17 protein-coding genes are annotated in these 18,881 nt (G+C 71.9%); 11 read left to right on the forward strand and 6 right to left on the reverse strand.

Annotated features, from left to right (window positions below; all coding sequences use genetic code 11):
* Positions 1 to 76 precede the first annotated feature (76 nt).
* Positions 77 to 1,438: a glycosyltransferase 87 family protein gene (locus FFS25_RS09800; protein WP_137802773.1), complete on the forward strand. Its 1,362-nt coding sequence runs from the start codon at positions 77 to 79 to the stop codon at positions 1,436 to 1,438.
* A 174-nt stretch (positions 1,439 to 1,612) separates the two neighbouring features.
* Here FFS25_RS09800 and FFS25_RS09805 read toward each other — a convergent pair whose 3' ends face one another.
* From FFS25_RS09805 to FFS25_RS09820, 4 genes are all read right to left on the reverse strand, one after another.
* Positions 1,613 to 1,882, reverse strand: coding sequence for an HPr family phosphocarrier protein (locus FFS25_RS09805; RefSeq protein WP_137802774.1), 270 nt, complete (start codon positions 1,880 to 1,882; stop codon positions 1,613 to 1,615).
* A gap of 60 nt (positions 1,883 to 1,942) precedes the next feature.
* Positions 1,943 to 4,117, reverse strand: a complete 2,175-nt coding sequence (locus FFS25_RS09810) for a PTS fructose transporter subunit IIABC (RefSeq protein WP_137802775.1) — start codon at positions 4,115 to 4,117, stop codon at positions 1,943 to 1,945.
* A 124-nt stretch (positions 4,118 to 4,241) separates the two neighbouring features.
* Positions 4,242 to 5,207, reverse strand: a complete 966-nt coding sequence (locus FFS25_RS09815) for a 1-phosphofructokinase family hexose kinase (RefSeq protein ID WP_137802776.1) — start codon at positions 5,205 to 5,207, stop codon at positions 4,242 to 4,244.
* Entirely contained in the window at positions 5,204 to 6,055 is an 852-nt protein-coding gene (locus FFS25_RS09820; RefSeq protein ID WP_171004164.1) for a DeoR/GlpR family DNA-binding transcription regulator, read from the reverse strand. Before FFS25_RS09820 ends, FFS25_RS09815 begins: the two co-directional genes overlap by 4 nt.
* A gap of 137 nt (positions 6,056 to 6,192) precedes the next feature.
* Between FFS25_RS09820 and ptsP the strand changes: the two genes are divergently transcribed.
* The 3 genes from ptsP to FFS25_RS09835 all read left to right on the forward strand — a co-directional run bounded on the left by ptsP (position 6,193) and on the right by FFS25_RS09835 (position 10,147).
* A complete protein-coding gene (gene ptsP / locus FFS25_RS09825) occupies positions 6,193 to 7,911 on the forward strand; it encodes a phosphoenolpyruvate--protein phosphotransferase (RefSeq protein WP_137802778.1) in 1,719 nt (572 codons plus the stop codon).
* 10 nt (positions 7,912 to 7,921) lie between these two features.
* Entirely contained in the window at positions 7,922 to 8,671 is a 750-nt protein-coding gene (locus tag FFS25_RS09830; protein WP_137802779.1) for a glutamine amidotransferase, read from the forward strand.
* 162 nt (positions 8,672 to 8,833) lie between these two features.
* Positions 8,834 to 10,147, forward strand: a complete 1,314-nt coding sequence (locus tag FFS25_RS09835) for a CPBP family intramembrane glutamic endopeptidase (protein ID WP_137802780.1) — start codon at positions 8,834 to 8,836, stop codon at positions 10,145 to 10,147.
* A 107-nt stretch (positions 10,148 to 10,254) separates the two neighbouring features.
* Here FFS25_RS09835 and FFS25_RS09840 read toward each other — a convergent pair whose 3' ends face one another.
* A complete protein-coding gene (locus FFS25_RS09840; RefSeq protein ID WP_137802781.1) occupies positions 10,255 to 10,665 on the reverse strand; it encodes a hypothetical protein in 411 nt (136 codons plus the stop codon).
* A 159-nt stretch (positions 10,666 to 10,824) separates the two neighbouring features.
* On the opposite strand from FFS25_RS09840, the gene FFS25_RS09845 reads away from it, so the two are divergent.
* From FFS25_RS09845 to FFS25_RS09855, 3 genes are all read left to right on the forward strand, one after another.
* On the forward strand, positions 10,825 to 12,186 hold the full coding sequence (locus FFS25_RS09845; RefSeq protein ID WP_137802782.1) for a M18 family aminopeptidase: 1,362 nt from the start codon (positions 10,825 to 10,827) through the stop codon (positions 12,184 to 12,186).
* A gap of 173 nt (positions 12,187 to 12,359) precedes the next feature.
* Positions 12,360 to 12,800, forward strand: a complete 441-nt coding sequence (locus FFS25_RS09850) for a hypothetical protein (protein ID WP_137802783.1) — start codon at positions 12,360 to 12,362, stop codon at positions 12,798 to 12,800.
* Between the two features lie 90 nt (positions 12,801 to 12,890).
* Entirely contained in the window at positions 12,891 to 13,445 is a 555-nt protein-coding gene (locus tag FFS25_RS09855) for a class F sortase (RefSeq protein ID WP_171004165.1), read from the forward strand.
* A gap of 176 nt (positions 13,446 to 13,621) precedes the next feature.
* On the opposite strand, the gene FFS25_RS09860 is transcribed toward FFS25_RS09855, so the two are convergent.
* The gene (locus FFS25_RS09860; RefSeq protein ID WP_082677041.1) at positions 13,622 to 15,079 is read right to left on the reverse strand and encodes a glyceraldehyde-3-phosphate dehydrogenase; all 1,458 of its coding nucleotides are present in this window, start codon (positions 15,077 to 15,079) and stop codon (positions 13,622 to 13,624) included.
* A gap of 195 nt (positions 15,080 to 15,274) precedes the next feature.
* On the opposite strand from FFS25_RS09860, the gene FFS25_RS09865 reads away from it, so the two are divergent.
* From FFS25_RS09865 to FFS25_RS09880, 4 genes are all read left to right on the forward strand, one after another.
* The gene (locus FFS25_RS09865) at positions 15,275 to 16,285 is read left to right on the forward strand and encodes a carbohydrate kinase family protein (protein WP_058872100.1); all 1,011 of its coding nucleotides are present in this window, start codon (positions 15,275 to 15,277) and stop codon (positions 16,283 to 16,285) included.
* An 82-nt stretch (positions 16,286 to 16,367) separates the two neighbouring features.
* The gene (locus tag FFS25_RS09870) at positions 16,368 to 16,868 is read left to right on the forward strand and encodes a YbhB/YbcL family Raf kinase inhibitor-like protein (protein WP_006213654.1); all 501 of its coding nucleotides are present in this window, start codon (positions 16,368 to 16,370) and stop codon (positions 16,866 to 16,868) included.
* Positions 16,865 to 17,770 carry an HAD family hydrolase gene (locus tag FFS25_RS09875; protein WP_058872101.1) on the forward strand — a complete coding sequence of 302 codons (906 nt, stop codon included), beginning with the start codon at positions 16,865 to 16,867 and terminating at the stop codon, positions 17,768 to 17,770. Before FFS25_RS09870 ends, FFS25_RS09875 begins: the two co-directional genes overlap by 4 nt.
* Positions 17,771 to 17,847: 77 nt before the next feature.
* Complete coding sequence (locus FFS25_RS09880) at positions 17,848 to 18,720, forward strand: glycerophosphodiester phosphodiesterase family protein (protein WP_058872102.1); 873 nt, start codon at positions 17,848 to 17,850, stop codon at positions 18,718 to 18,720.
* Positions 18,721 to 18,881 lie beyond the last annotated feature (161 nt).

The following is an 18,881-nucleotide window of genomic DNA, read 5'->3' on the forward strand; positions in this document are numbered from 1 at the left end:
GTCGAAGTCCTTGGTGCCTGAGGGCTACCCTGGTCCGGTCCCGCCCGGGGCCGCACCCACCGTCCAGGAGGTCCGGTTGTCTTCCTCTGCCCGCTCCAGCTCCGTCGCCGCGCAGGCCGCAGATCGCGCAGCGCCCGCGCCTCGCTCGGGCGACGGCCCCGCGTGGGGCAGGGCCCTCGCCTGGATCGCCCTGGTCGCCGTGCTGGCCTGGGCCGTCAAGCTCGTGGTCGAGGGGTCTCTGGACCTCATGGTCTACAACATGGGTGCGCAGTGGGTCGCCCACCCCGCGACCCGGGCGCAGCCGCTGTACGACCTCGAGTTCCCCGTCCCGTGGGGCGGCCCGGACACGCTGCCGTTCACCTACCCGCCGTTCGCCGCCCTGCTGTTCGGGCTGCTGGCCTGGATCCCGTTCGACCTCACGCGCTTCCTGCTGCTGGGTCTGGACATCATCGGTGCCGTCGTGCTGGGCCGCGGCCTGCTGGCCGTCGCCGAGCGGCGCGGCCGTCCGCTGCCGTGGACGCGGGCGCTGGGCTCGTCGGCGTCGCTGGCCCTGATCACCGCGCTGATCCTGTTCTGCGGCCCCTGGATCCGCACGATCTCGCTGGGGCAGGTCAACATCCTGCTCTTCGCGCTGATCTTCCTGGATCTGGTGCGCCGCACCGACGGCACCGGCTCGCGGCTCGAGAACGCCGTGGCCTTCATCCCGCGCGGCGTGCTGATCGGCATCGCCGCCGGCATCAAGCTGACCCCGCTGGCCTTCGGCCTCATCTTCCTCATGGGGAAGAACTTCAAGGCGATCCTGGCCATGGGCGTCACGTTCGCCGCGACCGTCGGGCTGGGCTTCCTGGTCCTGTACCAGGACTCGATCCAGTTCTGGACCGACGCCGTCTCGTCGTCCGACCGCGTGGGCTCGATCAAGTACATCGACAACACCGCCCTGACCGGCGTGCTGATCAAGACCGGCGTCCCGGCCGATGCGGTGGACCCGATCCGCTACGTGCTGGTGCTAATCATGCTGATCGCGGTGGCCGTGGCGCTGCCACTGCTGCTGCACCGCGGGATGACGCTGTCGGCGATCTCCATGAACGCGCTGGTCATGCTGTTCATGTCGCCGATCTCCTGGTCGCACCACCAGGTGTACTACCCGGTGATCGCAGTAGCGCTGTTCACCGAGGCCTTCCCGCACGTTCTGCGCGGGGGCTTCCGGCTGCCAGCGCAGATCATGGCGTGGATCTGGCTCGTGGGCGCCTACATCGGGCCCATGCGCGGGCTGTGGATCGTGGACCTGTTCGGCGTGCACCTGCATGCCGCGGAGACGATCTGGGTCATCCCCTACCTGGTGCTGTTCGTCCTGCTGCTGACCTGGTCCGCGGCCGTCGTCGTCGCTGCCCGACGCGATCGCCGCGCGGGGTCCGGCGCCCCGGCCCGCGCTGTCTGACCCGTCACCCCGACGCACCGACGCCCGCCGCCTGCCTCGACGCCTCCGCCTCGAGAGGCCGACTCCGGCCCTCCCTCGGCCGGCCGCGGGGAGGGCGGAGACGACGGGACCCCCGCAGCCAGGCGGCTGCGGGGGTCCCGTGCTGTGCGCTCCCGGCCTCCGGGAGGAGGCGGATCAGCTGGCGTCGAGATCCTGCTCGATGAGCCCGGCGATCTTCTCGACGGCCTCGGCGTCGTCCGAGGAGACCTCGACCTCGGTGCCCTTCTCGGCACCCAGGGCCATGATCAGCAGCGACGACGACGCGTCCGCCGGCTCCTCGTCCGGGTCGTTGACGAGACCGATCAGGATCTCGTCGTCGTACTCCCCGGCGGCCTCGGAGATGATGGCTGCGGGACGGGCGTGCAGTCCGACGGCCGAGCCGACGATGACCTTCTTGCTGGGCATGCTTCCTCCTGACGGGTGCTTCATCGCACCGCTGCTAGTGGTGTCTTCAGCCTAGGCCGTTCAGGCCGCGGCTGTCTGCGCCGTGGGCGCATCTGCGGACTCGGCGTCGCCCTGGGCGCGGGCCATCAGCGCGCGCTGGCGCTGGGTCTTCAGCACCGTGACGATCACCGCGGAGACCACCACACCGGCGACCAGCGCGATCAGGAAGCCCACCGGGTTGCCGATCGTGCCGATGACGAAGATGCCGCCGTGCGGGGCGTTCTGCGTGACGTTCAGCGCCGCGATGAGTCCGCCGGTCACGGCGCCGCCGGCCATCATCGACGGAATGACGCGCAGCGGGTCGGCCGCGGCGAACGGGATGGCGCCCTCGGAGATGAAGGCCGCGCCGAGCAGCCACGCGGAGCGGCCGTTCTCGCGCTCGGCCTCGCTGTAGAGCTTGCCGCGCACCGTGGTGGACAGGGCCAGCGCCAGCGGCGGCACCATGCCGGAGGCCATGACAGCGGCCATGATCATCTGGTTCGCCTCGCCGCCGGCGGACAGGCCCGCGGTGCCGAAGAGGTAGGCGGCCTTGTTGACCGGCCCGCCGAGGTCGAAGCACATCATCAGGCCGATGATCACGCCGAGCAGCACCGCGGAGGAGCCGGACATCGACGACAGCCCGTTCTGCAGGGCCGTCATGAGCGCGGCCAACGGGGCGCCGAGCAGCAGGTACATCAGCAGGCCCACGATCAGCGTGGTGACCAGCGGGATGATGACCACGGGCATGAGCCCGGCCAGCCAGCGCGGCACCTTGATCGAGGCGATCCACATGGCGATCAGACCGGCGATCAGGCCGGTGACCAGGCCGCCGATGAAGCCGGCGTTCAGGGCCACGGCGATCGCGCCGCCCACGAAGCCCGGGGCGATGCCGGGGCGACCGGCCAGGGCGTAGGCGATGTAGCCCGACAGCGCCGGGACCAGGAACGTCATGGCCAGACCGCCGACGACGCTGAGCACGGCCGCCAGATAGAGCAGCAGACCGTCGCCGCGGATGGCGACGTCCGAGTAGTCGGCTGCGCTAGGCAGATTGGCGAGACTGCTGTTCGCGACGATGTCGGCGGACACGTTGGCGATGCCGGCGTCGCCCATGAGGAAGCTGATCGCGATCAGCAGACCGCCCGCGGAGACGAACGGGATCATGTAGGATACGCCGGTCATCAGCGCCTGCTGGATGCGCCGCGGCCAGCTCGTGCCGCCCTGGCCCGCGCCAGCGGACTCGCCGCCCGAGCCGCCGCCGCCGGCGATCCGGTGCCCATTGGGGTCATCGGCCGCGGCCAGCGCCTTGGTGATCAGGCCCTCGGGATCCGAGACGCCCACGTTCACGCCAGCCTCCACGCCCGGCTTGCCGGCGAAGCGCTCGCGGTCGCGCACGCCCACGCCCACGGCGAAGACGACGGCATCCGCCGCATCGATCTGCTCCTGCGTCAGCGGCGTGCCGCCGGAGGAGCCCTGGGTCTCCACGACGAGCTCGTGGCCCATCTCCGCGGCCTTCTGCTCGAGCGCCTCGGCCGCCATGTAGGTGTGCGCGATGCCCGTGGGGCACGACGTCACGGCCACGAGGTGGCGCTTGGCGGGGGCCGCTTGGGCCCCGTCGTCGGCCGCTGCCGCGCCCGCCGCACCTGCTCCGGCTGCGGCGCCCGCTGCGGCGCCCCCGTACTGGGCATCGGAGGACCCGGTGGCGGTGCTGCCGCTCGGTGCCGGAGCGGCCTCGAGCTGATCCGTGGCCGGCTTGGGCTTGGGGGCCAGGACCTCCTCGACGATCGCCACGACCTCCTCGGCCGACTGGGCCTCCCGCAGGGAGGCTAGGAAGGTCTTGCGGGCCATGGCCCGAGCCAGCTTGGACAGCAGCTTGAGGTGGGCCTGGCCCTCGCCGTCGGCGGCGGCGATCAGGAAGATCAGATCCGCGGGTCCGTCCTTGGCGCCGAAGTCCACGGGCTTGGGCAGGCGGGCGAAGGCCAGCGACGTGGTCTGCACGTGAGCGGAGCGGCAGTGCGGGATGCCGATGCCGCCGGGCTGGCCGGTGGCGGACTGCTCCTCGCGGGCCAGGGCATCGCCCGCGAGCCCCTTGGCGGAGTCCGCCCGGCCCGTGGCGGCGACGATCCCGGCCAGCTTGGTGATGACCTTGGTCTTCTCGGAGCCGAGATCCTGGTCGAGCGAGACCAGGTCGGCTGTGATCAGCGGTGCGTTCTCTGACATGTCCTGTCCTTCGATGCGGCGGCCGGCGGCCGCTCGGTGGTGCTCGCCTCCGGGGGAGTCCCGGTGGCGACCGCGGGGAGCCTGCATCCGCTGCGGATGCAGGGGGAGATCTGTTGGGGGCCGCTCAGTCGAGCGGCAGCTCGGACACCGTGGTGCCGTCGAGGTCGATCTGCTCGGGGGAGGGGACGCCGGTGCCGGGAAGCGCGGTGGCGCCGGAGCCGTAGGCCACCGCGCGGCGCAGCCGCTCGGCCGGGGCCAGGCCCTCCGTGTGGGCGATCAGCAGCCCGGACAGCGACGAATCGCCGGCGCCCACGGTGGAGACCGGTGTGATGGGCGGGGGAGTCGCGGACCAGGCGCCCTCGGCGGTGACCAGCACGGCCCCGGCACCGCCGAGGGTGGCCAGCACCTCCCGGACCCCGCGCTCCACGAGCCGCCGGGCCGCACGCGCGGCGGGCAGGAAGTCGCCGTCGTCGGCGGCGGCCTCGATGGCCAGGCCGTCATCGCCCACGAGCTGGCCGAGCTCGAGCCCGTTCGGCTTGAGGATGTCCGGGGCTGCGGTCTCGAGGCGCTCGGACAGCGCCACGAGCGGGGCGTCCGAGGTGTCCACGGCGATCTGCACCCCGCTGCCGCGCAGCTGCGTGATCAGCTGTGCGTACCAGTCCTCCGACGGGCCCGGGGGCAGCGAGCCGCACAGGGCCACCCAGTCGCCGGGCGAGACGGCGTCGCGGACCGCGGCCAGGCAGGCCAGCTGGGCATCGTCATCCAGCAGCGCCCCGGGCTCGTTGATCTTGGTGGTGGTGCCGTCGGGCTCGGTCAGGGTGATGTTGGTGCGCACGCGTCCGGGCAGGTCCACCGCACGGTGGGCCACGTCCGCCTGGGCGAGGGCCGACAGCAGCGGGTCCCCGCCGGCTGCGGGCAGCACAGCCAGGGTGGGTGCGCCCGCCAGGGCCAGGGCGCGGGAGACGTTGATGCCCTTGCCCCCGGGGCCGTCGTCCACGGACGCGATGCGGTTGACGCCGCCGCGCTCCAGCGGGGCGGTCAGGGCGGCGGTGCGGTCGATGCTGGGGCTGGCGGTGAAGGTGACGATCATGCGATCACGACCTCGATCTCTGCTCGGTTCAGGGCTTCGGCAAGGGAGCTGGGCGGGACGGCGTCCGTGATGAGGACGTCGATCGCGCTGAGGTCGGCGAACGTGCACAGGTGCTCGGCGCCGAACTTGGTGGAGTCGACCAGCGCGATCACGCGCTGGGAGCGGGCGGCGATCAGGCGCTTGGCGGCGGCCTCCTCGGCGTCCGGGGTGGTCAGTCCGAGCACGGCGGACAGGCCGTTGGAGCCCAGGAAGGCGACGTCCGCGGAGATCGAGCTCAGCAGGGCATTGGTCTGGGCTCCCACGACCGTCTCCGTGACCGGGCGGAGTCGTCCGCCCAGCAGGAGGACCTCGACATCGCGGGCGTGGGAGAGCTCCACGCCGGCGCTGGGGGAGTTCGTCACGACCGTGACGGGCTCGAGGGCCCCCTCCCGCGCTGCGGCGGACATGGCGGCGGCGAGGCAGCCGGTGGTGCTGCCGCCGTCGAGCAGTATCGAGCCGTGCGCCGGCGGAAGATGGCCCATGGCGGCCCGGGCGATCGCGGCCTTGGCCCCGATCCGGGTGGCTCTGCGGTCATCGACGGCGGCCTCGCGGCCGTTGCGCCCCAGCGGCGGGATGGCGCCGCCGTGCACGCGCTGGATGCGGCCCTGCCGCTCCAGGACGTCGAGGTCGCGGCGGATGGTCTCCGGGGCGACCGAGAACTGCACTGCCAGCTCCGCCACGGAGACGCGCCCCTGGACGGCGGCCTGCTGCGAGATGGCCTGCCGCCGCTCGGGCGCGAAGAGGCCCTGCCCGGTGTCCGGATCCGAGCCCGCCGCGTCCCCCGAGAGAGGCTGCTCTGTGATGTTCATTACGCCCATTTGTACATGATCATGCCCGGATGCGTTGATTGTCAATCTGTGTCCCGCTTCACTAGAATACCTGCAAGCAACGCTCGCCCGCGCATGTCCGCGCGGTTTCAGCGACTCGATGATGAGGAGCGCTCTTCATGTCCGAAGATGCCCGTTTGAACACTGCCGCCGCTGCTGCCCCGCAGGCCGACCTGACGGGCATCGGCGTCGTCGCCGGCGTCGCGGCTCGTCCCGCCATGTGGGTCCGGCCCCGCCCGGCCCTGCCGACCGACGGGCCGGAGATCCCGGAGTCGGATCGCGAGTCGCAGAAGGAGCGCTTCGACATCGCCGCCGCCACCGTCGCCGGACGCCTGGACGCCCGCGCGCAGCGTGCGGAGGGCCACGCGGCCGAGGTCCTCGGCGCCACCGCCGCGCTCGTCACGGACAAGGGCTGGCGCCGCGCCGTCGGCAAGCAGATCGACTCCGGTGCCTCCGCCGAGCTCGCCGCGGCGCGGGCCACGGACACCTTCGTGGCCAAGTTCGAGAAGATCGGCGGCCTCATGGCCGAGCGCACGACGGATCTGAAGGACATCCGCGACCGCGTCATCGCCGAGCTGCGCGGGGAGCCGGAGCCCGGCGTCCCGGATCCGGCCGAGCCGATCATCCTGCTGGCCGACGACCTCGCCCCCGCGGACACCGCGGGGCTCAAGCCCGAGCTCGTGCAGGGCATCGTCACCGAGCTCGGCGGCAAGACCAGCCACACCGCCATCATCGCCCGCCAGTTCGGCATCCCCTGCGTGGTGGGCGCAGGCTCCGCGCTGCGTCAGATCGAGGACGGCCAGCTGATCCTGGTCGACGGCGAGTCCGGTGTGATCGAGCTCGAGCCGGAGGCCGATTCCGCCGCCTCCCGCGCCGCCGAGTCCGCCGAGACGCTGGCGCGCATCCGCACCTGGACCGGCCCCGCCGTCTCCGCCGACGGCACCCGCATCCAGCTGCTGGCCAACGTCCAGGACGGAGCGGGCGCCCGCACCGCCGTGGCCACCGGCCTGCCGGAGGGCGTGGGCCTCTTCCGCACCGAGCTGTCCTTCCTCAACGCCACGGCCGAGCCCTCCGTGGCCGAGCAGACCGCCCTCTACCGCGAGGTCTTCGACGCCTTCGACGGCTCCAAGGTGGTCGTGCGCACCCTCGACGCCGGCTCGGACAAGCCCCTGGCCTTCGCGACCATGCCGGAAGAGCCCAACCCGTCGCTGGGCGTGCGCGGCGTGCGCATCGCCTTCGAGGACGACGGCGTGCTGACCCGTCAGCTCGACGCCATCGCCGCTGCGGCCGAGGGATCCGGGGCGGAGCCCTGGGTCATGGCCCCCATGATCGCCACGGTCGATGAGGCCAAGTGGTTCGGCGATCTGTGCCGCGAGCGCGGCCTCAAGCCCGGCGTCATGATCGAGGTCCCGTCGGCCGCTCTGCTGGCCGATCAGCTGATCGAGCACGTCGACTTCTTCTCGATCGGCACGAACGACCTCACCCAGTACGCCATGGCCGCCGACCGCATGGCCTCGGGTCTGGCCCAGCTCACGGATCCCTGGCAGCCCGCCGTGCTCAAGCTCGTGCAGATGGCCGCGCAGGCGGGCCAGCGCGCCGGCAAGCCCGTGGGAGTGTGCGGAGAGGCCGCAGCCGACCCGCTGCTGGCCTGCGTGCTCATCGGCCTGGGCATCACCTCGCTGTCCGCGGCCGCCCCGGCTCTGGCAGCCGTCGGCGTGAAGGTCGGCGAGGCCACGGACGAGCAGATGAAGCGCGCCGCGGAGGCCGCCGTGCAGGCCCCGTCGCCGGAGGCCGCCCGCGAGGCCGCCTCGGCCGCGCTGTCCGACGCTCGGGCCTGAGGCGGCGCAGGTGAAGCCGTTCCTGCTGATCTCCACCCGGCCGGAGGACTCGATCGCCGAGGAGGAGCTCGATACCTTCCTGCGCTTCACGGGGCTGGAGCCGGATCAGCTGCGCCAGCTGCGCCTGGAGAAGGGTCCGGAGGTCGCCCGCGAGCTGCAGGATCTGGACCTGGACGAGATCTCCGGGATCTTCGTGGGCGGCTCGCCGTTCACCACCTCCACGCCGCAGGCGGAGAAGACCGAGGTGCAGGTCCGTGTGGAGAAGGACCTCGGCGAGCTGCTCGACCGCGTCATGGACCGCGGCACCCCCTTCTTCGGGGCCTGCTACGGCGTGGGCACGCTCGGCGTGCATCAGGGCGGGGTCGTGGACGGCACCTACGCCGAGGGCGTGGGTCCCATCCGGATCACCGTGACCGACGAAGGCTCCCGGGACGTCCTGCTCGAGGGGATGCCGGAGACCTTCTGGGGGTACGTGGGGCACCAGGAGGCCGTGCGCGCTCTGCCGTCCAATGCCGTGCTGCTGGCCACGGGGGAGGAGTGCCCGGTGCAGATGTTCCGCATCGGCGAGCGCGCCTGGGCCACGCAGTTCCATCCGGAGCTCGACGACACCGCGCTGCTGAGCCGGATCGATGCCTACAAGAACCACGGGTACTTCCGTCCGGAGGACGCCGAGGAGGTGCGCCGTCGCGTGATCGACGGCCCCCAGGCCGATCAGCCGCGGCGCCTGCTGGCTCGCTTCGCGGAGGTCTTCGCCCGCTGAGGGCCAGAGCCTGCGGGGACGGCTCGGCTCCGGTCGGATTCGGCGCGGTGCGGCGGGCGAGCGATCGGGGGCCGTCGTCGTCCGTGAGAGGGACCGCGGCGCTGTCCGGAACCATCCTCGGGAGGGAGGGCGTCGTCGTCCCGCGCGGATACGGTGGAGACCATGAGCACCGCCGCCTCCGCCCAGTCGTCGCCCACGGCTTCCCCTTCTGAGCCCGTGCCCTGGGGCGGTGCCGCAGCGCCGGGGCCCGTCGGCGGTCCGCCCGCGCGCGGGACCGGGGCTCCCTCCGGGACGCGACGCCTTCCACTGGGTGCGGAGGTCCGCGACCTGCCCTATCACCGGCTCGGGCTCGCCGACCACCGGCATCGCCCGTGGGCCCCGCTGATCGAGGGCGCGCTGAGCGGCGGGATATATCTCGGGGCGAGCATCTTCTTCACCGTCGCGCTCCTGCTGGGCATGCTTGTCTTCCGCCCCGAGCTCACGGACACGTTCATGACGGGCGATCCCAACCAGATGAACATGGCGGATCCGTGGCTGCTCGTGCTGCTGTTCGGATCGGTCGCGATCTGGCTGCCCATCGCGCTGTTCGCCCGCTGGGTCATGCGGCCCCGGCCGATGGGACTGATCTGGTCGGTGACCGGACGGATCCGCTGGAAGTACCTCTCCATCACCCTGGGCGTGGCCGCCGCGATCTACCTGGTGATCCAGGTGGGGCTCAGCCTGCTGCTGAGCGCGCTGGCCCCGCAGGAGCAGGGCCTCGAGTTCGAGCCGCAGCCGTGGTGGTGGCTGAGCCTCATCCTGATGCTGCTGATCGTGCCCATCCAGTGCACCGCTGAAGAGGTCGTGTTCCGCGGCTACCTGGCGCAGATGCTGGGACGCTGGCTGCGTCACCCCCTGTTCGCGATCCTGCTGCCCGTCCCGCTGTTCATGCTCGGGCACCTCTACGACATCTGGGGTCAGCTCTCCGTCGGCATGATGGCGCTCGTGGCCGGCTGGGTCGTCTGGCGCACCGGCGGGCTCGAGGCCGCCATCGCTCTGCACGTCGTCAACAACATCTTCGCCTCCTTGACGGTGCTGTTCGTGCCGTTCGACCCGGAGGCGCAGGCAGAGTCCGTGGGCTGGTTCGGCTTCCTCGTCACGGCGGTCATGCAGGTGTCCTTCGGCCTCCTGGCGATCTGGATCGCCAAGCGAAGCGGCCTGGCCGTGACCCGACACAGCGCCGTGTGGCCGGCCCGCGCCCGCCGCGACTGGGAGCGCTTCACGGGGCTCGACGCCGCCGGGGTGCGCGAGCTGCCCGCAGCTGCGGAGATCGCGGACATGCTCGGCGCCTGGCGTGCCGGTGGTCAGGCCGGTCCGGGCGCGACCTCCTGGCAGGCGGGCCCGGACGTTCCCGTCGGACAGCCCGGAGCGCCCGTCCCCGGGCAGCCGCAGCAGCCCGCCCCCATGGGCCCCCCGGCGGCTCCGCCGCGCCCCTAGGGCCAGCGGCCCTCACCGTGATCGGTGCCGCGGCGCTGCCTGGTCGAGTGGCGCGGTGCGGCAGAGCAGGGTGAGCTCCGGCGGGAGGCCCCGTCAGGCGCGGGTCTTCAGGCTGCGACGCTCGAGGCGGCGCTCCAGGTCCCCCAGGCCACGAAGGGGCCCAGCGCCGCCACGATCATGGCCATGCGGCCCGCGCCGCGTCCGCGTCGGCGCAGGAAGGCGGTCGCGCCCATGGCCATGGCGGCCAGGCCCATGAGACCGCAGACCGCCTGTGCGGCCAGCAGCACGGAGGCCTTGATCTGAGAGTCGCGCGGCATGCCTGCCCAGGTGCCGTCGCCGAACTGCTGCGCCTCGATCAGCACCACGCCCACGAAGGCCGCGCAGATCGTCGAGAGCACGATGGCGGTCAGGGCCAGGGCCAGGGCGGTCATGCCCATGGTGGGGTCCCGCCCCGTGCCGTCAGAGGGGATCTGGGGGGAGGCGGGCTTCGGAGGGGCGTCCGACGCCGCGTGTGTCATACAGCGAACATACAGGTTCTGAGGTTCGGAATGCCCTACATCTCGAAGTTCTAAGGAGCAGAGCCCGACGGCACGGCATGGACTCGAGTCGATGGATGTGCCCCGGGGTCCCGCCATCGCACGCAGCTGCTTCCGTGGGCCGTCCCTACACTGGAGCACATGGTCGACACGCACGCTCAGCCCAGTCCCCAGATCCCCGCCGATCCCGACTGGCGGCAGTCGTCGGCCGCGCGGAACGCCCAGGATCTCGCGGAGCTCGTCATGGCCTCGCCGAGCTCCTTCCACGCTGCCGCAGAGGGCGCGCGACGGCTCGGGGCCGCCGGCTTCCATCAGCTCGACGAGCGCGACGCCTGGTCCGGCGACGACGTCCGGCAGCCGTCGTACGTGGTGCGCGACGGCGCCCTGATCGCCTGGGTGACCCCGGAGGCCTTGGGGGAGCGGGCGGGATTCCGGGTCGTCGGGGCCCACACGGACTCGCCGTCGTTCAAGCTCAAGCCGCGCCCCAGCACGGGGCATTCAGGCTGGTGGCAGGCCGGGGTGGAGATCTACGGCGGCCCGCTCGTGAACTCGTGGCTGGATCGAGAGCTTCGCCTGGCCGGGCGGATCACCGTGCGCACCGAGCAGGGGCCGGAGTCCCGCCTGGTGGCGACGGAGCCCGTGGCGCGGATCCCGCAGCTGGCGATTCACCTGGACCGCGGGGCCAACAAGGCGCTGAGCCTGGATCCGCAGCAGCACACCCAGCCGATCTGGGGCTGCGGCGACGAACCCGGGGATGTCCTGGCGCTGCTGGCCGAGGCGGCCTCCCGGGGCGGTCTGCGGGTGCGCGCCGAGGACCTGCTGGGCTGGGACATCGTGCTGGCCGATACGCAGCAGCCGCGCCTTTTCGGCGCGCACCAGGAGCTGCTGGCCTCGGGGCGGCTCGACAACCTCACCTCCGTGCACGCGGGTCTCGAGGCGCTGACCGGCCGGCTCGATGACCTGCGCGGCGGTCGGCACATCGCGATGCTTGCGGCCTTCGACCACGAGGAGGTCGGCTCGCGCACCCGCTCCGGGGCCGCCGGGCCGTTCCTCGAGGATGTGCTGGTGCGCGTGGGGGCGGCGCTGGGCTGGGACGAGGACCGACGACGGGCGGCGATCGCCTCGTCCTCGTGCCTGTCCTCCGATGCCGGGCACCTGGTGCACCCCAACTACCCCGGCCACCACGACCCCGCCGTGCGGCCGATGCCGGGAGGCGGTCCGCTGCTGAAGATCAACGCGGATCAGCACTACACGACCGACGCCGATGGCGCTGCCCAGTGGCGGCTGGCCTGCCGCAGCGCCGATGTGCCGGTCCAGGAGTTCGTCTCCCACAACGCCGTGCCGTGCGGCTCCACCATCGGCCCCATCACAGCGGGACGACTGGGCATGCGCACCCTGGACGTGGGCGTCGGGCTGCTGTCCATGCACTCGGCGCGAGAGATGGTCCATCTCGAGGATCTGCACGGGCTGGGCCGGGCCATGCAGGAGTGGCTGCTGGGCTGAGGGATCGTCTGGTGCTTCTGTGGGGACGGGTGCGGAAATTTTCCCCGGAAAGCCGTTCCGACCTGCAGTTTCAGGTCTACGACGTGGCCAACGGCACAAGGTGCTGTGCCTGGCCTCATGGGGGAGAGTGAGCGGGTGCACCGGGTGGCGCCCCCACCACCATGAGGAGACCCATGTCCCAGCATCCGTCTGCCGTCCTCGGCCGCAGCACTCGTCCGCGTCGCACGGCGGCTCTGGCCGTTGTCGCAGCCGTCACCACCTCCACGGTGACCTTCAGACCCGGGGCTCGTCACCTGCGCTCGCTGGATGCCGGCATCGTCGCGGTGCCGGACGAGCCGACCCCGGAGCCGACCCCGAAGCCCACGGTGACGCCCTGTGCCGTGCCTGAGACCCCGGCAGCCCCGAGCGAGCAGCCTTCCGAGCAGCCGGTGGTCCCGGCTTCGGGCGGCGGCGACCACGGCGGCCCCGATCAGGTGGAGGTCCACTCGGGCGAGGGCGCCGGTCTGGTCGGCACGAGCGGCTGGACGCCCCTCGCCCTGGGCGGCGGCGTGCTCCTGCTTCTGGCCGCAGCCGTCTTCGCCGTGCCGCGCCTGCGGCGCTCGCGCGGCGAGTGAGCCCTCGGAGCCCCTGGTCGGCGGCAGCCCTGAGGGAGCTGCCGTCGGGCGGGGGCTTCGTCGTCCCTGGATCCAGAGATGCTGGGCCCCATGAGCGTTGATCGCCGCAGGCCTGTGGCCGCCGTCCTGGCGCTGCTCGGTGCGCTGCTGGTGGTGGCTGCGGTGATCGGCACGGCGGTGCACTACGCCGCTCAGCCCGACGCCGCAGACACATACGACGGCTCCGTGGACACCTCCGCGGCAGCCGCCTCCCTGGCCGGTCAGCCCGATCGCCTCGAGGCCCCGACCCGGAGCATCAGCGTGGGCTGCTCGCCGTCGCGGGCGGTGGACGGAGCGCTCGTGCTGCCCGAGGCGCCGGGCACCGTCTGGTACGACCAGTCCGCGCCGATCGGTGCGCCCGTAGCGTCGCTGATCGCCGGACTCGAGACGGGCGCCCCGGTCCTGGTCACCGACGACGAGGGCGAGGTCCACGAGTACGTCGTCGAATCGCTGCAGGTCTACGAGCAGCAGGCGCTTCCCGAGGACATGCTGCAGAGCACCGGTCCGGATGAGCTGGTGCTCGTGACCTGCTCCGGCGCCTCCATCAGCACCGGCGGCGCCTGGAGCTACGAGTACAACCTGGTCGTCACCGCTCGCGCCGTCTGAGCTCTCGATTCCGCACGTCGGCCTTCACCTGCGTCGAACGGCGCCGCGGTGTGAGCCTTTGGCTCCCACGCAGACGAGTGGCCCCGTGGTGTGCGTCTGAGGCTCTCAGCGCACACCACGGGGCCACTCGACGGGGAAGGCGGCACCCGGAGGCCGCTCGACGCGGACCCTAAGCCTCAGTTCGCCGGGATGGCGCTGGCGCCGGTCCAGTCCGAGGGGAAGGTGGGCTGCTGGATGTTCGCCATCTTGGCGGCCACGCGCACCACCTGCGAGGAGTAGCCGAACTCGTTGTCGTACCAGACGTAGACCACCACGGTCTTGCCGTTCACGACGGTGGCCAGGCCGTCCACCACGGAGGCGTAGCGGGAGCCCACGAGGTCGGAGGACACCGTCTCCGGGGAGTCGGTGTAGTCGATCTGGCGGCTCAGCGGGGAGTCCAGGGAGATGCCGCGCAGGAAGGCGTTGAGCTCGGCGGCATCGGCCGGGGCGCGATCGAGCTGCAGGGTCAGCACGGCCATGGAGACGTCGGGGACGGGGACGCGGATGGCGTTGCCGGTGAGGCGCCCCTCCATCTTGGGCAGCGCCTTGGCGACGGCCTTGGCGGCGCCGGTCTCGGTGAGCACCATGTTCAGCCCGGCGGCACGGCCGCGTCGGGGGCCGTTGTGGTAGTTGTCCGTGAGGTTCTGGTCGTTGGTGAAGGCGTGGACGGTCTCCACGTGGCCCTGGGAGATGCCGTACTCGTCGTCGATCACCTTGACCACCGGGGTGATGGCGTTGGTGGTGCAGGAGGCGGCGGAGACGATCCGGTCCTCTGCGGAGATGTCCGAGTCGTTGACGCCGCAGACGATGTTCTTCATCCCGCCCTTGCCCGGCGCGGTCAGAAGGACCTTGGCGATGCCCTGGGACTGCAGGTGCCGGGAGAGGCCGTCGACATCGCGCCAGACGCCGGTGTTGTCGATCAGGATGGCGTCGTGGATCCCGTAGGCGGTGTAGTCGACCTCGGAGGGGCTGTCGGCGTAGATCACCTGGATGTCCACGCCGTTGGCGGTGATCACGTTGCGCTGCTCATCCACCACGATCGAGCCGTTGAACTTGCCGTGGATCGAGTCGCGGCGCAGCAGGGACGCGCGCTTGACCAGGTCGTTGCCGGGCTTCTTGCGGACCACGACGGCGCGCAGCACCATGCCGGTGCCGTCGTTGCGCTCCACCAGGATGCGGGTCAGCAGGCGGCCGATGCGCCCGAAGCCGTAGAGCACCACGTCCTGCGTCTTGGCGCTGTTCTGGCCCTTGCGCTGGACGACGGCGGCCAGCTGCTCGCGGACGTACTGCTGCATGTCCTCGCGCTGGGACTCCTGCAGCCCGGCGGCCAGGCGGCCCAGGTCGATGCGGCTGGCGCCCAGATCGAGGGAGTCGATGATGCCGATGAGCTGCTCGCTGACCTCCGTGGGCAGCTCCTCGCCGACGATGCGCCGAGCGAAGCGGTGCGCCTTGAGGATGTCCAGGACGGACTTGTGGACCAGCGACCGGCCGTGGATGCTCAGGACGACCTTGTTCTCGCGGTAGAGACGGCCGATCACGGGCACCATGGCCTCGGCGCGGGCCTCGCGCTCGTTCCAGGGCTCGACGGAGTTCACAGATGACCTGCTTCCTGGCTCCGACGACGCTGTCGGGGCCTTGGCTGCGTGCGTCGTCGCACGACTCGCACCGCTGGCCCGCGGTGGGCCGGTGCTCCGGAGTGTGTGTGGCGCAGGCACAGAGGCCTGGATCCGGGCTAGATCCTAGCCGGTGCATCACGCAGCCGCGGCGTGGCCCACTGCTACTGTGGCGCCATGCTGACAGTCATCGGTGAGGCACTCGTGGACGTCGTCTCACGCCCGGGCGGAGAGGCCGTGAGGCACCCCGGCGGAAGCCCCTTCAACGTCGCGGTGGGCCTGGCCCGACTGGGGCACCCCGTGACCTTCCTGGGCACCTGGGGCGAGGACGACGACGGCCGCCTCCTGGAGCAGAGCCTCTCGGCAGAGGGGATCGAGCTGCCGCTGCCGCGCCAGGCTCAGCCGACTTCCACCGCGGAGGCCATCCTGGCCGAGAACGGCTCGGCCGAGTACGAGTTCGCGCTGACCTGGGATCCGCCGCTGTCGGACGAGGACCTGGAGCGCATCGCCGAGACCTCGGAAGCTGTGCACACCGGCTCCATCGCAGCCGCGCTCGAGCCGGGCGCGGACACGGTGCGTCGGCTCATCGAGGCGGCGCGGGGCCGAGCCCTGATCAGCCTGGACCCCAACTGCCGCCCGTCGATCACCCCGGACGTGGAGCGCGTCCGCGCCCGCGTGGAGGAGCTGGCCGAGCGCTCGGATCTCATCAAAGCCTCGGACGAGGACCTGCTGTGGCTCTACCCCGGCTCGACCCTCCAGGAGTCGGCCCGCGCGTGGCTGCGCAAGGGCGCCGGCATGGTGGTCGTGACCCGCGGGGAGATGGGACCCTGGGCGGTGACCGAGGCCACCGGCCCCGTGGGCATCGAGGTCCCCGCCCGCCGCACGGATGTCGTGGATACCGTCGGCGCCGGCGACACCTTCATGGCCGCGCTGATCTCGCAGGCCGCCGATCGCGGGATCACCGGTCCCGGAGCCGCCCAGCGCCTGGCGGCGCTCGGCGAGGACGAGGTCCGGGAGATCCTGATCCGGGCGGCGGATGCTGCGGCCATCACCGTCTCGCGCGCCGGTGCGGATCTCCCGCGCCGCAGCGAGCTCGAGGCCCTGGCGGGCGTCGCCGCGGAGCCGGCCGCTCCAGTCGAGCCGGACGGAGCCGATCCTGCCGGGCTCGACCGGACGCTGGATGACTGAGCTCCCCGGGCGCCGCCGCGCACAGCTCCGGCGGCACCGGGACACCATCGCAAGGACGACACGACGGATCTAGGAGGATCCCATGCTCGATCGCGAACCTTATGCAGGACTTCCCGAGCTGCCCGTCTTCGAGCTGAGCTCGCAGGACATCGCCGACGGCCAGCCGCTGCCCCAGGCACAGGTCGCGGGGCAGGACGTCTCGCCGCAGCTGAGCTGGTCCGGCGCCCCGGAGGGCACCCGCTCCTACGTGGTGACGGCCTTCGACCCGGATGCCCCCACGCCCTCGGGCTATTGGCACTGGGCGCTGTCCAACATCCCCGCGGACGTGACCTCCCTGGAGACCGGTGCGGCCGCCAACCCGCCGGAGGGCTCCACGCGCCACCGCGCCGACGGCGGCTCCGAGGCCTTCGAGGGCGCGGCTCCGCCTCCCGGCCACGGCCCTCACCGCTACATCTTCTGCGTCACCGCGGTGGATACCGATCACCTGGACGTGGAGGGCGCCTCGCCCGCCGTGCTGAACTTCAACCTGTTCTTCCACGGCATCGGTCGGGCCTTCCTGACCGGGACCCACGAGGAGAAATGAGTCGGACCGACCTCCTGGGCCCGGATCCGCAGCGGATGGCCCGGGAGGTCCGTCTCGTGGCCAGCGACCTCGACGGCACGCTGATCGGCCACGACTTCCGCTTCCGGCCTCGGACCCAGCAGGCCCTGAGACAGCTCGAGGCGGCCGGGATCCCGATCATCTTCGTCACGGGGCGCCCGTGGCGATGGCTGGATCCTCTGCGCGATCTCCATGAGCTGGGGGAGTCGATCGCCCCGGGCGCGGACGGGGAGGACCAGGCACCCATCGGGGCCGTCATCTGCTCCAACGGGGCGCTCGTCTACGACTTCGCCCAGGAGGCCGTGGTCTCCAGCAGGACCCTCAGCGCCCAGACGGCGCTCGAGGTCCATGCGCGCCTGCGCCGACTCTTCCCGCAGGCCGTGTTCAGCGCCGAGACGCTGCGCGGCGTGGCGGCCGAGCCGGACTGGCTGGTCGGTGACCGCACTCGGATCAGGGGAGCTCGGATCGGCCCGCTGCCCCAGGTGCTCGAGCCCGATGACTGCGTCGTGAAGCTCCTCGCCCGCCTGCCCGGAGCCGATCCGCAGCAGTTCGTGGCCGCGGTCAGCGAGGAGGTCTCCGATCTGGTCTCGGTCACGCACTCCGTGGCGCAGGCCCCCCTGGCAGAGATCGCGCGCACCGGGCTCTCCAAAGCGGAGGCGCTGGCCGAGCACTGCCGCCAGAGGGGCATCGAGGCCCATGAGGTCCTGGCCTTCGGCGACATGCCGAACGATCTGCGGATGCTGCAGTGGGCGGGGTACGGCTATGCCCTGAGCTCCGGGGACCCGGCGGTCGTGGCGGCCGTCGAGCGCACCGCGCCCGGCTTCGACGACGACGGCGTCGCCCAGGTCATCGAGCAGCTGCTGGCGGTGCGCGCCGACCTGTGAACCACGTCGCGGGAATCACGTGGCAACTGCCAGGAACTCTGGTAACTCGTCGGTAACTAAGTGCGTACTATCGGCGCATGGAATCCCGCACGGCGCCTTCGGCCGTCGACACCAACAGGGACGGCTCCACCCCGTCGGTCATGGCCCACCGCGGCTTCTCCCTCGCGGGAGCGGAGAACACCCTCACCGCCTTCCAGGCCGCCTGGGACCTCGGCTGCCTGTGGCTCGAGCTCGACGTCAACACCACCAGCGACGGCGTGGTCATGGTCTTCCACGACGGCTCGCTGGACCGCGTCACCGACGGCTCGGGGCAGGTCGGCGATCACACCCACGCCCAGATGATGGAGCTCAGCGTGGCAGGGGGAGAGCCCCCGCTGACGCTGGCGCACCTGCTCGAGGAGATGCCGGAGGCCCGGTTCAACATCGACGTGAAGGACGAGGCCTCCGTGGCGGCGCTGCCCGAGCTGCTGGAGCGCACCGGTGCCGTGGACCGTGTGCGGATCGCGTCCTTCTCGGACGGCCGCCGGCGCCGAACCCTTCAGCACCTGCGCGAGCGCGGGCTGGCCGTGCCGAGCTCGTCGGCCGGATCCCTCGGCTCCGCGCTGATGATCATCTGCCTGAGCCTGGTGCCGCGGCTGTGGCCGGTGGTGCTCCGGCTGGCGGGGCGCTGGGTCCCGCCGTTCGAGGCCGTGCAGCTGCCCATGTTCTGGCGCTGGTTCGCCCCCGAGCTGATCGGGCTGCCGGTGATCGGTCCTCGCCTGCGCGATCGCCGCCTGATCACCGAGCGGCTGATCGAGCGCGCCCACGCGGTCGGAGTCCAGGTGCACGTCTGGACCGTCGATGAGCCGCAGGACATGAGGACCCTCCTGCATGAGGGGGCGGATGCGATCGTCACGAACCGCGCCGATCTGGCCATGGACGTGCTGGCCGAGGAGGCCGCCCGGGCCTGACGTGCAGGCCCGCGACGCCCGACCCGAGCCCTCGGCTCCGCAGCACCCGCTCATGACAAGGCCTGCAATCAAGCCCTCCGCCCTGGCCGCGGTCCATCCCGGGGCCTAGTGTGTGACGTGCGACTCGGCAGGAGACCTCATGGGTCCGGCACCACCCCGGT

The organism is Kocuria sp. 2SI (genome assembly GCF_005502825.1).
GTDB lineage: Bacteria > Actinomycetota > Actinomycetes > Actinomycetales > Micrococcaceae > Kocuria > Kocuria palustris.

Coding starts and splice junctions, on each gene's coding strand:
- FFS25_RS09880 (WP_058872102.1), top strand. CDS start 17,848: ATGGAATCCCGCACGGCGCCTTCGGCCGTCGACACCAACAGGGACGGC.
- ptsP (WP_137802778.1), top strand. CDS start 6,193: ATGTCCGAAGATGCCCGTTTGAACACTGCCGCCGCTGCTGCCCCGCAG.
- FFS25_RS09865 (WP_058872100.1), top strand. CDS start 15,275: ATGCTGACAGTCATCGGTGAGGCACTCGTGGACGTCGTCTCACGCCCG.
- FFS25_RS09810 (WP_137802775.1), bottom strand. CDS start 4,117: ATGTCAGAGAACGCACCGCTGATCACAGCCGACCTGGTCTCGCTCGAC.
- FFS25_RS09820 (WP_171004164.1), bottom strand. CDS start 6,055: ATGAACATCACAGAGCAGCCTCTCTCGGGGGACGCGGCGGGCTCGGAT.
- FFS25_RS09850 (WP_137802783.1), top strand. CDS start 12,360: ATGTCCCAGCATCCGTCTGCCGTCCTCGGCCGCAGCACTCGTCCGCGT.
- FFS25_RS09840 (WP_137802781.1), bottom strand. CDS start 10,665: ATGACACACGCGGCGTCGGACGCCCCTCCGAAGCCCGCCTCCCCCCAG.
- FFS25_RS09870 (WP_006213654.1), top strand. CDS start 16,368: ATGCTCGATCGCGAACCTTATGCAGGACTTCCCGAGCTGCCCGTCTTC.
- FFS25_RS09835 (WP_137802780.1), top strand. CDS start 8,834: ATGAGCACCGCCGCCTCCGCCCAGTCGTCGCCCACGGCTTCCCCTTCT.
- FFS25_RS09805 (WP_137802774.1), bottom strand. CDS start 1,882: ATGCCCAGCAAGAAGGTCATCGTCGGCTCGGCCGTCGGACTGCACGCC.
- FFS25_RS09815 (WP_137802776.1), bottom strand. CDS start 5,207: ATGATCGTCACCTTCACCGCCAGCCCCAGCATCGACCGCACCGCCGCC.
- FFS25_RS09845 (WP_137802782.1), top strand. CDS start 10,825: ATGGTCGACACGCACGCTCAGCCCAGTCCCCAGATCCCCGCCGATCCC.
- FFS25_RS09875 (WP_058872101.1), top strand. CDS start 16,865: ATGAGTCGGACCGACCTCCTGGGCCCGGATCCGCAGCGGATGGCCCGG.
- FFS25_RS09855 (WP_171004165.1), top strand. CDS start 12,891: ATGAGCGTTGATCGCCGCAGGCCTGTGGCCGCCGTCCTGGCGCTGCTC.